This is a genomic window from Tianxiuia mixotrophica (assembly GCF_050596425.1).
Taxonomy (GTDB): domain Bacteria; phylum Bacillota; class Clostridia; order Peptostreptococcales; family Acidaminobacteraceae.
In genome coordinates, this window is record NZ_CP192292.1 from 452,276 (window position 1) to 466,604 (window position 14,329).

A 14,329-nucleotide genomic window follows, 5' to 3' on the forward strand; every position below is an offset into this window, starting at 1 on the left:
ATGGTAAACGAAAAGGTTATTTGCGCAGGTTTTGGTGGCCAAGGCGTTATGTCTATGGGTCAGCTACTAACATATTCTGGTATGGTTGAAGGCAAGCAAGTTTCTTGGCTACCGTCTTACGGTCCAGAAATGCGTGGCGGTACAGCAAACTGTAACGTTATGGTTTCTGACAAGATGATCGGCTCTCCAATCATCACAAACGATGCATCATGTGCAATCGTTATGAACCTACCATCTCTTGAAAAGTTTGAGCAAGATGTTGTTGAGAATGGTCTTGTACTTGTAAACAGCTCCCTGATCGAAAAGAAGGTTTCTCGTTCAGACGTTAAGGCTATTTACATCCCAGCAAACGAAGTTGCCAATGAACTTGGTAACGCTCGTGTTGCGAATATGGTTATGCTAGGTGCATACATTGAGCTAAACAGCCCAGTGGAACTAGCAACTGTAAAAGAGACACTTACGAAGCTATTTGGCGCTTCTAAGTCTCACCTTATTCCAGTGAACGAACAAGCTCTAGAAAAGGGCGCGGCTCTTGCTAGAGAAATGAAGTAAGAGATTACTGGAAATAACCTAGGTATAGACAAATCCTTAGATTGATTTGTTTTCATACTCCTAATTTTCATCACTTTCAGAGTGTGTTACTCTGAGCGGAAGGTAAACTTCCTGTAGCGCTTATGTTGCCCTTTGCAACAAAAGCGTCTCACTTACCAATTACTCATTCTCTTGTTGTTGCGCCATATCCCAAAAGGGGTATGGCGTATTTTCTCGCGTTAGGCAACAGGAGTGCATGAAAAAATGGGTGATTCCAGAAATCAAGCTCGCTTGAATTTCTGGAATCACCCATTTTTTCATATGGTCCGCGCCCGCGGACCAAGAAATCGCAGATTTCGAGGGCGAAGCTGAGAATCACCAAGAAATCGCAGATTTCGAGGGCGAAGCTGAGAATCACCAAGAAATCGCAGATTTCGAGGGCGAAGCTGAGAATCACCAAGAAATCGCAGATTTCGAGGGTGAAGCTGAAAATCACCAAGAAATTGCAGATTTCGCGGGCGAAGCTGAGAATCACCAAGAAATCGCAGATTTCGAGGGCGAAGCTGAAAATTACCAAGAAATCGCAGATTTCGAGGACAAGTATATACTTTCAAGAACTTAGCGGGTGTAAATAAGGAAATCAAATTTTTTAGGCTCACGACTGTGCGAATATAGAGCGGAAGTAAATTAAAGATCCCACAAAAAAATCTAAGAACAAAATAAATCACACATTCCCAAGAATAACCTGTTAATTCTCCTTCATCAAAGGTATAAATTAAGTATTAAAAGTGCTCATTAGAATATACATACAAAAAATTATTCTAATAGACAGGTAGGTGACGGGTATGAACATTGGATTTAAGAAAAGGTTAATAGCATGGTTGATTGATTTTGCCATCACGAGTCTTGTGGGAATTGTTGCGGCTATCAGTGCGGCTTCATTTATTGGTGTGGAACTTGGTCCGGTGCTTATGGATGAAAAACCCATGGTTATGGCAGGGGTCTATTTCTTTCTACCGCTGATCATTGACTGGCTGTATTTTACCAGTTTTCATAGCAGTAAGAAACAGGCGACTATTGGTAAGCAAGTGATGAAGATTGTTGTAACATCAGACATGGGTGATCGTTTGACATTTGGTCGAGCCACGTTACGATATGTTGTTAAGGCCTTATGCATCATGACCCTAGGCTTTGGATTTATTCCAATAAAATTTACAAAGAGAAAGCAAGGCCTACATGACCTTTTTGCAGGAACGGTGGTTGTAGATGGGGAGTGTTGTGATCATTCCAATGTGACGGATTTGCTCAATTATGTGGATTCTCCAACCCATAAGAAGGCCAAATAGACAAGCTCTTTTTTGAAAACGAAATTTTTAAGTATACTACAAAGAGCATATAACCTGCAATTTGTAACAGTGACTAGACTGGCTAAATATAAAAGCCCTGAAAATATTCAGGGCTTTTACTTATGGGTGGTGTCAGATCAAAGTCCCTTATGGGGCAAAGTAGAATAGGAAAAAACCATTGAGTATGGAGAATAAGATTATATGTTTTTAAATGGAAAGGCAAAAAATGTTAAATATTAATAACATATATGGATAAAATAGTTATTGCGTAGATCTATAGTGTAAAATGGAATTGGATATGAAGATTTGGACTTTTCAGACGGGAGAACTTTCACTAATTTAGGCACTTGCAGTATCAGTCATTCGCTGGCAATAGAGTGAGACCATGCAGGCTGCTGAGTTGCGAAAAGGAGAATAGAAATATGACTTTTATGAAGTTCGCTGGAAAGAAAGAATTAAATGGTATAAAAGAGAATAAAAAAATCAGATGAGTGTTAGAGCAAAGATCGGACTCACGGTCTGTATGCTTTTAGCCCTGGCAGCGACTGGTTGTGAAGACAGCAAACAGAATGAGGCTGACCAATCAAATGATCCACCAACGATGGATATAGGGGAACCTCACGGCACAGCGGGTGATAATGAAACGACTAAAAGTGAAGATATGGGGAGACAACTTGCAGTTGAGTATTTGGAAAAAAAGCTAGAATTAAATGAACAATACGAATCCATAAAAGATTTGTTTGATGGACTAAATACAAAAGACGCATATAAGGAAACTTTAAAAACCATACAGACAGATAATATTGATTATGTCTACCTGGCTTTTGAAGATGACACTTTTCAGATAGTGCCAAAGCAGGAACTGCCTCCAAATTATGTTCCATCAGACCGTCCTTGGTACATCGGGGCCCTTGAAGATGGTCATTACGAGGATGAGTACTTGGATGCTTTTTCTGAAAAAATGTTTTACTCTATAGCAGAACCAGTGGGAAATGAAAGTGTTGGCGAAGTGGTTCTAGGTATTGACTTTGTTCTTGAAAAAGACAGGGAAAAAGCTGAGGCTTATTCCAACTATATCTTTAATGAAATAGAAACGAAAAGTGAAAGGGACCAAGTGAACTTTATGGATCCCCAAGATCAAAGCAAAGGTCTAAGGCTAAGTGATAAGGACATACAGGCGTGGGAAGACTCTATTTTAAAGCACTCTCAAGCACTTGGTACACAAATGGGTGAAGAAGACCTAATGGGCCTTCTGAGAAGTGTATGCCAAGAAAATCCTCAAGTCGTCACAGCCTATATTGCATCGCCTGAGGGGGCTTTTTACTTGTCAGAGGATATAGAGCTTCCTGAGGACTATGACCCTAGGAAAAGGCCTTGGTATGACAAAGCGCTTGAGGAAAAAGGACTCTATGTTGCCGAACCTTATGAAGACATAACAACTGGTCAAATGATCACATCAATTTTCATGGAACTGGACAAGGCACCAGAAAAGGGATGGGTCCTAGGTGTGGATTTGGGTCTAAATGAGTAGCAAGTAAGGAAACAATAGGAATCGAACGGAAGCATTCATGTGGGGAATCTGACTTGTGGGGTGGAAGATGGAAGGCACAATTGGAAAAATTATAAAATTGTCCTGGCCTGTTATGGTCGGGACAATTTTACAGTCGCTTGTATACACCTGTGACTTGTTCTTTGTATCAAAGTTAGGAACTGTATTTGCTTCATCAGCCTCGCTGGGAACGTCTGCGGCAGGCGTCGTTTTTGTTATGTCTGCCATTATAGCGGCAGGGTCTATCGCTATTGCAGCAAGAGGATTTGGAGAAAACAACTGGGACAAAATAAGATCGGCAACAGGCAATGGTCTTTTATTGGCCATTCTTTTAGGTCTTTTTATCGGCATTGGCGGCCGCCACATTTCTGACTTTGTTGTACGCAATGTATATGGGGCCACAGAAACCAGCACAATTTTGTATACGACCACATATCTAAACATGGTGCTTATGGGGACGGCTTTTGTCTTTGTCAATTTTAGTATGCGAAATATTTTACAAGGCATTGGCGACACAATGAGTCCTTTAATAATATTTGGCATTACAAACATACTTAATATTATCCTAGATCCCCTTCTCATATTCACGCTGGATATGGGTATTGGAGGGGCGGCCCTTGCCACAGTGATTTCACTTGGTGTGGGTAGCATTCTTGTGGTGATTCGGGTGATACAAAAAATATTTGAAGGCAAGTCGACCTTATTTTTTTCATATTTAAGGATAGAAAAATCACGGACTTTGCAGATTCTAAAAGTGGGAAGCTGGGCCTGTATACAGCAAATTGCCCGTCCGATTACAGGCATGCTTATGTTTGCCATTGTTCTTAGGGCCGGTGGCAATGCAGGGACAGCAGCTTTTGGTATTGGCGGTCAGCTTTTTAGTTATACTTTTATATTTTTGTCAGGGCTTTCTGTAGCCATTTCCATCATGGTGGGGCAGGCTCTTGGTAGGGGTGATGAAAAAGAACTGGATCATTTAATCAAAGAGGGTCTTAAGCTGGGCGCCATTAACATGGTCGTGTTTGCAGTGCCATACGTTATTTTTCCAGATATACTTTTTAAAATTTTCCTTTCAGATCCTGAAGTGATCTCCATTGGAGTAAACTATCTTAGAATTGTCTATCTTGGCATTGTTGTGGTCATATTCCCTGTTATTTATGGTGGCGTTTTTCAAGGGGCTGGCGATACGAAGCCAGCTATGTTATCATCATTAGTGGCAAATATGGTCTTCAAGGTTCCTGTTGCGTGGCTCCTTGTAACCATTTTTGATATGGGCATAAATGGTGTTTGGTGGGCAGTTGCAGGATCGGTGTTTGTAGAAGCCGCCGTCGGACACTTTTACATTAAGAAAGGCAGTTGGAGAGCGTTTCAACTGGAATAGGGTGACATATGGAGTTTTTAACAGCAATGCTGCTGATACTTGTTGCAGAGATGGGAGACAAAACTCAGATCGTGGCCATGGCTTTTGCAACAAAATACAAGATACACCAGATACTCATAGGCGTGGCACTTGGATCTGCGGCCAATCATGGACTTGCTATCCTATTTGGAACATTCTTAACTCAGTATCTAGACATGAAGGTCATTCATACAGCAGCAGGACTTCTCTTTTTACTCTTTGCCTTCCTATCGCTTGACATAGAACCACCTGAGAACGAAGAAGACAACAAGGAAAAATTTGGGCCCCTTCTAACAGTGGCTTTGGCTTTTTTTATAGGAGAGCTGGGGGACAAAACACAATTGACGGCTCTATCCCTTTCGACGGATGCCTCTTACCCCCTTCTTATACTTCTTGGGACAACCAGTGGAATGGTTTTAACCAGTCTTCTGGGAATATTGATTGCACAGCGTTTTGGTGAGCGTATACCAGAAGAAATTATGAAGGTGCTTGCAACGGTAGCCTTCCTTATTTTTGGCTGTCAGAAGCTTATTGATGCGGCGGGACTGTTGAACATTCAAGGCCAGTGGCTTGCCGTGGGACTTGCACTGATATTTCTTGTAATGGGTCTACGCTATAGAAGTTTTCATCTTAAGGTACAATCGATTCGGCGTACAAGACTTAAGCAAAAATCTGCAGAACTTTACAGAACAATTAATCTTGTGAAAAGTGGTTTAGAATCTATGTGCCGAGGTGAAGAACACTGTGGGAAATGTAAGGGACACAGTTGTCTGATTGGTTATATGAAATTGGTCTTATCCCTGCTTGAAAAAAATGAAGATGTGCCAGATCATACTCTTCAAGTGGTCAAGAATTTGATTCACCGAGATGTGCCTCCAAATATGCTTTACACGACGATGAAGGCCCTTATGACTTACTATAGCAGCCATCCAGAAGATTTTAAAAAGAATAAGCCTTTAAGGGAAATCAGAAAGGCACTGGAGGCCCTTCTACTTATTGAAAAACCAGGGGAGATCAAGACCTATGCTGAGTATGAAAAATGGATGACAAGCCATTTAACAAAGCCTGACGGCTTAAACTAGGCAGACCTGATAGATAAGTGGTCTTGGGTTTTTATGAGAATATAAAAAGTAATTAATGGAAGCCCCCTCTTGATGAGGGGGCTTTAGCGTGCAGAGGAAGACCCACGTATGTTCTTGCTGGAGAGAATCCGTCTGAGCTATCAGTTCAAAAATGTGTCTTCCAGAGGCCTGGGGGAGATGTTGACTTCTGCTGGAGGCTAAGGTTATATAGGCCATATCAAGGCCAAAGAGGAAAAAGGTACACCCATAAGCAGCATTATGGTAAAATAAAAACAGTTTGACAATAACCCTTATGGTGGGTAAATTCAGGAGGACGTAAAGTGGGTAGATTATTCGGCACAGATGGTGTGCGTGGTGTAGCTAATGTAGAGCTTACAAATGAATTGGCATATAAGCTGGGTCGCTTCGGCGCTCATGTTTTGACTGAAAATAAAGATAAAGCAAAAATATTAATTGCCAAAGACACAAGGGTATCTGGCGATATGCTAGAATCAGCAATGATATCGGGCATTCTGTCAGCAGGGTGTGATGTGATTAAAATTGGAGTCTTGCCGACGCCGGCAGTGGCCTACCTTGTAAGACATCTAGACGTGGATGCTGGGGTTATGATTTCCGCATCGCATAATCCGGTTGAGTATAATGGCATTAAGTTTTTTGACAACAATGGCTTTAAGCTTCCAGATGCTGTAGAGGAAAAAATTGAAGACTATATTTTGAATGATAAAGACCTTGAACACAACCCTTCTGGTACAGAGCTTGGACGTAAAACGGAAGTTTTCAGAGCCATGGACTTATACGCTGACTATGTGAAGTCAACAATTGATGTCAATTTTGAAGGCATAAAAATAGCTGTGGATGCTGCCAATGGCGCGGCCTATGAAGTGGCGCGAAAAACGCTTAAGGATTTAGGGGCTGAAGTGACTTGCATCCACTCTGAGCCTGATGGTTTTAATATCAATGCAGGCTGTGGTTCCACACATCCAGAAATGGTTGCTGCAGAAGTGATTTTACAAAAAGCAGATATTGGACTGGCCTTTGATGGGGATGCTGATAGACTGATTGCAGTTGATGAGACGGGCAAAATTGTTGATGGTGATAAAATCATGGCCATTTGCGGAACCCACATGAAAACAAAGGGTAAGCTTAACAATGATACAATTGTCGCTACAGTTATGAGCAACCTGGGTCTTGATATAGCTATGCAGGGGGAAGCTGTAAAACTGGAAAAAACAAGAGTTGGCGACCGCTATGTCCTTGAAGCCATGAAGGCGGGCAAGCATAGTCTTGGTGGAGAGCAGTCTGGTCATATTATTTTCCTAGACCATAACACGACTGGAGATGGTCTTCTAACGGCAGTGCAACTCATCAATGTTATGAAGGAAACAGGTAAGAAGCTTTCTGAACTGGCAAGTATTATGGACACCTATCCACAAGTTTTAAAAAATGCCAAAGTGACTAATTCTAAAAAGCACGACTACACAAGTGACGATGTGATCATAAAAAGAATCGCTGAGGTGGAAAAACATTTTAGTGGTCAGGGCAGGGTTCTTATTCGCCCATCAGGCACAGAGCCGCTTGTACGTGTTATGATAGAGGGCAAGGATCAATCTGAACTCAATCAGTTTGCTGAAGAGCTCGTTGGTTTGATCGAAGAACGATTGGGTCGATAAGAATAGGTTTTATTTAAAAGTTTTTATGGGCCTGGATGGGTTTTAAGGGGCTACAGTAAGGCACTTATGCCTCACTGGTGTCCTGTATATAATTCTGATTTAACAAGTGTCTTATGATGAAAATAAAAGAGCATCAGCAAGACTGGTCATTAAACCAGGTTGCTGATGCTCTATTTTGATTGCGTTATAGTCTTTTTTCGCTAGAAAGCACAATTTATATTGTGTCAGCCCTGTCACTAATCGACCATGAGATCTTCTTCAAGCCAAACTTTTAAGAGGTCTGCGGTCCTCTTGAAGGTGTCCACCTGAACGGTCTTGTCAAAGTCATATTTCTTTATGCTGTGGTCATACATAGGGTCATAATAATTGACCATGAGTTCTTTGGCAACAGTTACAAAATCCCCATCTTTAACAAGCTCTTGCAAGTGCTCGACGGGTTCATTGCCCATGTAACGCCTAATTCTGTCAATGGCTTCTAGGAGTTCGGTATTGCCAGGTTCAAGATCTGTGTATTCAGAAATAAGATGCTTGGCTCTAAAGTCAATATCTGCATCAATTAGAACCTGATACCCAAGGGCCATCTGGTCCTTGACGCATTTAGGGACAAAGAGTTTGCCAATACGGCGACTTTCGGCTTCAACAAAAATGTACTTACTCTTTCTATTTTTCAAAGTGTGGAAGATATAAGACTCAAAGGACTTTGTCGAAGGCTGTTCACCAAGTCCAACGCCTCCCAGGAGAGACCCCCTGTGATTGGCACCGCCTTCTAGGTCTAGAACATCCATTCCAAGATCTGTGAGTTCATCGAGAATTTTCGTCTTTCCAACCCCTGTTCTACCGTGGAGGACGATGAAGCGCACGTCCTGGCTATGGGCCTCTATCCCCCGAATAACAGCTTTTCTGTAGCCCTTGTATCCATCCTTCAGGTAATAGACTTTTTCACCAAGTCCGTTTAAAAGCAGAGCCAGAGAAGTGCTTCTCATGCCACCTCTTGCGCAGAAAAGCACAATTTTCTTTCCCGTTTCCTTACGGAGTCGAATGATTTCTTTATAAAGCTTAGGCAGCTTTTGTGAGACAATCTCCACACCGTGCTCTTTGGCGTCTTCAGGAGAATCATGCTTGTACATGGTTCCGATTATTTTGCGCTCTTCATCGTTAAAAAGAGCCAGGTTCACAGCCCCGTATATTGTGGCTTCCTCATGTTCAGCAGGGCTGCGGACATCTAAAAATAGACAGTCCTTTTCATTTAACTTTTCAAATTCTATAGGCAGTAGCATATAATGGCCTCCGTATCCATGTCCGTTTTGATTATATGCAGTTTAAGTATTATAAAAAAACATAAATCATTGAGATAATATTAAAATTAACATTACTATCATAATGTTTGTTGTGACTTTATTCAATAAATTTTGTGAAGATTTCCCCATATGCCCTGATTAACTCCGCCAGTTAATAGGGTATATAAATAAGATAATATGAGCATTAGGAGGAAAAAATGGCTAATATTCTCATTGCTGACGATTCAGTTGTCATAAGAAAAACATTGCGTCGCCTGCTTGTAAAAGGCGGACACGATGTCATAAGCGAAGCATCCAATGGTCAAGAGGCGTTTAATGAGTACAAGCTTCACCAGCCAGATATTGTGACATTAGATATTACTATGCCTCTAATGGACGGGATTGCCGCACTCAAAAAAATTATTGAGAGCTTTCCAGATGCTCGTGTGATTATGATCAGTGCCATCGAACAAAAGAATCTTGTTTTTGAAGCACTGGAAAATGGAGCAAAACATTATATTATTAAACCCTTTGATGAAAAAGCAGTTCTTGAAATAATTAAACTCGTTCTTGAAGAATAATTAAATGAAAATGTAAAGCGTATTAAAACCACTCACCTTGGCGTCTTGAAGTCACTGGGTTGAGTGGTTTTAATATTGTCTTAGGTTAGAACTGTATTTCGTATGCAAATTCAAGCTGGCGTCTGTAATCAAGTTCAACAAAGTCTGTTGGTTTCACGTTGGTTTCTTTTTTTTCAAAATAATGAAGGTCGGCTATTTTGAGCATTTTGTAAACGAACTGGGAGCAGAACATAATGTTAGGCTTGTGGGAATACCGAAGTAAGAGGCCTAACAAATTATAAGCGCTGCCTTCATCATTAATTTTTTTAATTTCATCAATAAGACGCTTTTTCTGCTCGAATGTGGTTTTAAGTTTGTAAACCATAATAGACGCATCAGATTTCTTATTGAAATACTCGACCATTTCGGCGTTAAGACCAGGGGGGTAGACCTTCTCCCCGCCGTTGTAACTGATAATTGTCTTCAGTTCATAATCAAATGAAATGGAAGCGTGGTTGTATTCTTTATTGGTAAAGAGTGAGATCATCTCACTGGCGGCACTGCCGGTGTTTGAAATGATGATATAGATATAGGGGTCTTCCAGGCTTTTGTAGGCCTGATAGAAATACTCCGAGGTTAAGCTTCCGTTATTGACATATCGACGGGAACTATGTCTTGGAATGTCCCTAAGAATTTCATCAATGTTTTGCCGTGACATGCTCTTTCGAGCTTTTTGAACAACTTGAAGCTTGCTTTTAATGGCTTGTTTGTTGTGCCTAAATGTGTGGAAACTAAAGGATGCCAGTTCATCTATAGAAGGGAACAAGAACTGGGTGTATCTTTTTGATGTGAAAATGTGATCAATAATAAAAGGCACACATATAAGCAAAACACCGATAAGCTTTGCTGCTGATTGGGGTATGCCAAGAAGCCCCTCGCCAAATATACCATTGCTGTTAAAGAGCAGCTTAAAAGCCAGTACAAGTATATAGGTGATGGTCAGTGTGACACGGGACTTGCTTTCTTCCTCAACACGCAGGGTGCGTCGAATCATAAGCATGGTGATCAAGATATAGGCTAGGGCAAAGAGTGTTTCATCGCCATAGAATAGCAAAGCAACCATTATGAAGGCTGCAAATATGTTCAGTAAGCTAATTAATTGTTTCAAACGGTTCATTTTTTGACTCCATCTTCAGTTTTTAGGCCGAAAAAGCTTTAAAATTCTAGCTTATCCGGTTCAAGGATATGTTCATTATAATATCAGGTTTTGTTCAACCTGTGAACTACCCAGAAATAGTACCACTTTTAAAGACAATTTGCCCGTTTTTCTCAGTGGCTGTCAGTTCACTGCGAAAGACATTGTTTTTAGGATTTTGCTGGATAATATCTAGTATTTCCAGAAGCTTGGTTGAAAAGTCTCTAAAGGTCAGGCTTTTATAGTCCATGCCTTCCTTATGATAAGACAGCAAGACCCAGTTTTTGAGGGATTCTGTGCTGATTTTAAGATCAATGGGATAAGCCCTTTTATAGAGTTCAAAAAACTCGTCTGTAAAATCAGAGAAGGCCTCATGGTTTAGGGGGGATAACCATATGACTGGCTGGCGGAGATCCCCTAGATTCCTGCGTTTTGGGTCAATGGCTTTTCCGAGTCTTTGTGAAAGGGCACCATAGGTTGAGAAGCCCTTTTCCTCATTTTCAAGAAGACGAGGTGTCGTCGACATGACGAAAAAGGTTTGGCTCAACTCATTGGAACTTGTCAAATCTATAAGCTGTCTCAAGTTGGCGTAAGCGGTCATACGAATGTCACTGCGCTCATCAATAATAAGGTCCAGTTCGTCTACGAGCACCACAAAACCCCCATAGCCTAAGAGGGGGATAAGGTTTGAAAAAGCCTTCATAAAATCCATCATATTGAACTTGTCAACAGAGCCGACGATGCCGAACTGCTTTTTTAAGTTGGATGGAATGTTCTTTTCTCCTGTGATCCAAGCCGCTACCGCTTCTGATACGCTAATGTTCTTTTGTATACGGGCTCGAATATAGGTTAGAAAAGACCGAGCAAAGGCGTTGTTATATCGACTGAGGGTCTGTATAACAGTGTTTATTTCCTTAGCTGACTGTGCCTTGTTGGGAGATGTTTGTAAATTTTCTATCCATATGTCAAAGAGGTCATCAAAACTGGATTTTCGACCTTCGATGGTTTTAACAAATAGATTGTGCATGATCTGATAATACATTTGTTCAAGGTTGTTAAAACGGAAGGCCTTATCAATTTGAATGTGGGATACAACAAAGTCCTTTTCGAGGGCCATGGCCTTTAGATGGTTTAGCATAAAGGTCTTGCCAGACCCATACTCACCTATGATCCATTTGACAGAGCTTGTTCCACTTTTGACATTTGAAAAGCATCTTTCAAACTCCAGTGTTTCCTCTTCTCGACCGACACAAAGACGTTCTGGCACAAATGCAGGCACCACACCATTTTTATAAGCATTAAGTACGGATTTGTAGTCTGAATGTTGCAATGCATCTACCCCCAGTGACGAACTCTAATTATGATGATGAATCGTTAAAATTTTCTGTTAAATCAAGTCGTCAAAAAAGTGAGCAAGTCAGGACCTGCTCACTAGATTGTCTAGTCATATTTTATCTGATTTCTATTTTTTAATCAAACCCAGGCCTTTACAAAACTTCAGATTTAGACCTTGACCACAAAACTTATAATCATAGTGTTTCATAAGTATTCATTATTTAAGGTGTGATGAAGGCTTTTAATATGAGTTTTTATGGGGCTTAAACCAGAATGTCAACTTCATGAACAGAGCCAACACCACCGTTTTCCTTGAGATACACACCGCTTTCTCGAAGTTGACCATTTTGATCAAAACCGCTGTCGGTGAGTTTGTATTCAGTGGATACAGACCCTAAATATATAGCGCCCACATTGGCATCGATTAGGCCAGTTAAAACCATTTGACCTGAGGCATCCATTGACCAGATCTGAAGATTTTCAAATTCAAGATCGTTCTCATCGAGCCAGCCATTGTTATCGCTGTCAAGCATACGCATTTCTGAGTATCCATGCCCTGATTGTGGTCCAAAAAGCTCTGAGCCATCATCAATTTCTCCATTTTTGTTTCTGTCAAAAACGAGAAATCCACTACCATCTCTCGGCACGCTCATCTCATCCAGTTGACCATCTAAATCAAGATCAAACTGAATTTTTTTGTCTGCCAGTCCGGGCGGGATGCTGTCAGTCTGAATGACAATTGGATCGATCAAGGCTTGCCCAGCTTGTATGTCAATGCTTTTACTTGTGTGTGTTTCCCGGCTCATATGCATGTTTAAATCAAATTCCATTTCTCGACCATCACTGCTTTTGACTTTCCCTGAAGCCTTAAAGTCAAGTTTTTCAGATTCAGACTTGCTTTCTGAGTGGTGGAAGCGCATTCCCCAACCAGATACCTGTGCAGGGAATAGGCCTTGACTCTTTTGCTGACTTGGTTGACTTTTCTGGGGGCGTCCCTTTTTAGGCCCTTGCCTTTTCAAGCGATTGTCCTTTAGTCCGATTAAATCAAACTTAAAAGGTTTGCCGGTTACCCAGGAAATCAACTTCTCAAGCAGACGGATTTTCATGCGGTCTTCATCTGAAAGATAAAGGTCCAGTTCATCTTCAATGTCTTCTGGTTCATAAATAGCGTCTAAATGGTCGGTGTTTGCTATGTCGTTTTCGGCGAGGCCCATGCCTTCAGGCGATAAGCTCAGTGCATCTTCCTGTAAGCGTGGTTCCACTTTCCATAACTGGAGCATTGTGCGTGAGGTTTCCGTCTTCTTGAACTCTCGATTCGCCTCCATGCTTATCGAAGAACTCTCAATCCTCATATTGTCTCACCTCCGTGTAGACTACAACAATGTCCTATATCTATATTATCGTTATAATTTTCTGAAAATTTAGCGGTGATTGAAAAACAGGACTTTAGACCGGGCTAGGTCGTACGTATGAGTGGGTATGTAATGAATACAGATAAGGGGGGACAGGTATGTATCATCTTGTATTATTTGACGAAAAAGCATTTATTAGAAGTAGAATAAAGGGACTTCTCAGCTTATCAGACATTCGCATACATGAAGCAACAAGTTATAACCAGCTTGTAAACTATGTTGATCATGACTCATTTAATGTGGATGTGATTATGGCCGATCTTAATTTTGAAGATCCCATTTTGATGGAAAATATGAAAGAGTTTAGGGCAGAACATAGAAATATACCCCTTATAATATTCACTTCATCGTCGACAAGAAAGTTTTTTGTCAGCGCCATGAAACTGGGGGCCAATGACTATATACTCAAGTCTGTGGAGGACAATGTTCTAATCAGCCGTATTAAAAGAAATGTGGGGCTGACAATCCCGGCAACATCACCAGGCAGCGAAGGCATAAAAATGACCATCGATATTACAAGGTATTTGGCTGGAGAAATTCGAAAAGCTCAGAAAGGCCAGTATGCCATGACTGTTTGCTTTAGCTCTATTATGACAAATGAAGGCGCCGATGCCAGTGTCCATGTCTCGCCACGGTTCTTAAACCAGCTCCAGGGGACCTACTGGGAAACTGACGCCCTTGTCTCCTTTGGTCTGAATCATTTTGTGAGCTTTTTTCCTTTCTGCGGAAAAAACGGAAGGCATATTGTTGAATCCAAGCTTCAGTCTATCTTTGAGACACTCAAAGATTCAGACACCAACCTGGCATCCTGCAAGCTGGTCAATGATTATGTGACTTTTCCTGAAGATGGCTTGACGAAAGAAGATATTTTGTCAAAAATGATAGAAGAGATGAACAACAAATAGTTAAGGAGCCCGGAGAACGTGCCGGGCTATTTTACTGATTTAAGATAAGTGGCTAAAATAGGACCAGT

Annotated in this window: 13 protein-coding genes; 8 read left to right on the plus strand and 5 right to left on the minus strand. The window is 41.1% G+C overall.

The window, feature by feature from the left end; translation table 11 throughout:
* Complete coding sequence (locus ACQ4KW_RS02140) at positions 1-552, plus strand: 2-oxoacid:acceptor oxidoreductase family protein (protein WP_430884890.1); 552 nt, start codon at positions 1-3, stop codon at positions 550-552.
* Between the two features lie 163 nt (positions 553-715).
* Here the strand turns inward: ACQ4KW_RS02140 and ACQ4KW_RS02145 are convergent, their stop codons facing one another.
* Positions 716-1,108 carry a hypothetical protein gene (locus tag ACQ4KW_RS02145; RefSeq protein WP_430884891.1) on the minus strand — a complete coding sequence of 131 codons (393 nt, stop codon included), beginning with the start codon at positions 1,106-1,108 and terminating at the stop codon, positions 716-718.
* A 268-nt stretch (positions 1,109-1,376) separates the two neighbouring features.
* Between ACQ4KW_RS02145 and ACQ4KW_RS02150 the strand changes: the two genes are divergently transcribed.
* The 5 genes from ACQ4KW_RS02150 (at position 1,377) to glmM (ending at position 7,577) form a co-directional block, all read left to right on the plus strand.
* The gene (locus ACQ4KW_RS02150) at positions 1,377-1,877 is read left to right on the plus strand and encodes an RDD family protein (protein WP_430884892.1); all 501 of its coding nucleotides are present in this window, start codon (positions 1,377-1,379) and stop codon (positions 1,875-1,877) included.
* Positions 1,878-2,364: 487 nt separating this feature from the next.
* Complete coding sequence (locus ACQ4KW_RS02155; RefSeq protein WP_430884893.1) at positions 2,365-3,408, plus strand: hypothetical protein; 1,044 nt, start codon at positions 2,365-2,367, stop codon at positions 3,406-3,408.
* A gap of 67 nt (positions 3,409-3,475) precedes the next feature.
* Positions 3,476-4,807, plus strand: coding sequence for an MATE family efflux transporter (locus ACQ4KW_RS02160; RefSeq protein WP_430884894.1), 1,332 nt, complete (start codon positions 3,476-3,478; stop codon positions 4,805-4,807).
* A gap of 8 nt (positions 4,808-4,815) precedes the next feature.
* Positions 4,816-5,907, plus strand: coding sequence for a TMEM165/GDT1 family protein (locus ACQ4KW_RS02165; protein ID WP_430884895.1), 1,092 nt, complete (start codon positions 4,816-4,818; stop codon positions 5,905-5,907).
* A gap of 320 nt (positions 5,908-6,227) precedes the next feature.
* Positions 6,228-7,577 (plus strand): phosphoglucosamine mutase, encoded by a 1,350-nt coding sequence (gene glmM / locus ACQ4KW_RS02170; protein ID WP_430884896.1) that lies wholly within the window; start codon positions 6,228-6,230, stop codon positions 7,575-7,577.
* 236 nt (positions 7,578-7,813) lie between these two features.
* On the opposite strand, the gene mnmH is transcribed toward glmM, so the two are convergent.
* Complete coding sequence (mnmH, locus tag ACQ4KW_RS02175; RefSeq protein ID WP_430884897.1) at positions 7,814-8,854, minus strand: tRNA 2-selenouridine(34) synthase MnmH; 1,041 nt, start codon at positions 8,852-8,854, stop codon at positions 7,814-7,816.
* 218 nt (positions 8,855-9,072) lie between these two features.
* Between mnmH and ACQ4KW_RS02180 the strand changes: the two genes are divergently transcribed.
* The gene (locus ACQ4KW_RS02180; protein WP_430884898.1) at positions 9,073-9,435 is read left to right on the plus strand and encodes a response regulator; all 363 of its coding nucleotides are present in this window, start codon (positions 9,073-9,075) and stop codon (positions 9,433-9,435) included.
* An 85-nt stretch (positions 9,436-9,520) separates the two neighbouring features.
* Here the strand turns inward: ACQ4KW_RS02180 and ACQ4KW_RS02185 are convergent, their stop codons facing one another.
* The 3 genes from ACQ4KW_RS02185 to ACQ4KW_RS02195 form a co-directional block, all read right to left on the minus strand.
* Positions 9,521-10,591, minus strand: a complete 1,071-nt coding sequence (locus ACQ4KW_RS02185; RefSeq protein ID WP_430884899.1) for a hypothetical protein — start codon at positions 10,589-10,591, stop codon at positions 9,521-9,523.
* A 106-nt stretch (positions 10,592-10,697) separates the two neighbouring features.
* Positions 10,698-11,939, minus strand: a complete 1,242-nt coding sequence (locus ACQ4KW_RS02190; protein ID WP_430884900.1) for a BREX system ATP-binding domain-containing protein — start codon at positions 11,937-11,939, stop codon at positions 10,698-10,700.
* A 268-nt stretch (positions 11,940-12,207) separates the two neighbouring features.
* Complete coding sequence (locus tag ACQ4KW_RS02195) at positions 12,208-13,269, minus strand: hypothetical protein (protein WP_430884901.1); 1,062 nt, start codon at positions 13,267-13,269, stop codon at positions 12,208-12,210.
* A 185-nt stretch (positions 13,270-13,454) separates the two neighbouring features.
* On the opposite strand from ACQ4KW_RS02195, the gene ACQ4KW_RS02200 reads away from it, so the two are divergent.
* Positions 13,455-14,261: a response regulator gene (locus ACQ4KW_RS02200; RefSeq protein WP_430884902.1), complete on the plus strand. Its 807-nt coding sequence runs from the start codon at positions 13,455-13,457 to the stop codon at positions 14,259-14,261.
* The last annotated feature ends 68 nt before the right edge of the window (positions 14,262-14,329 follow it).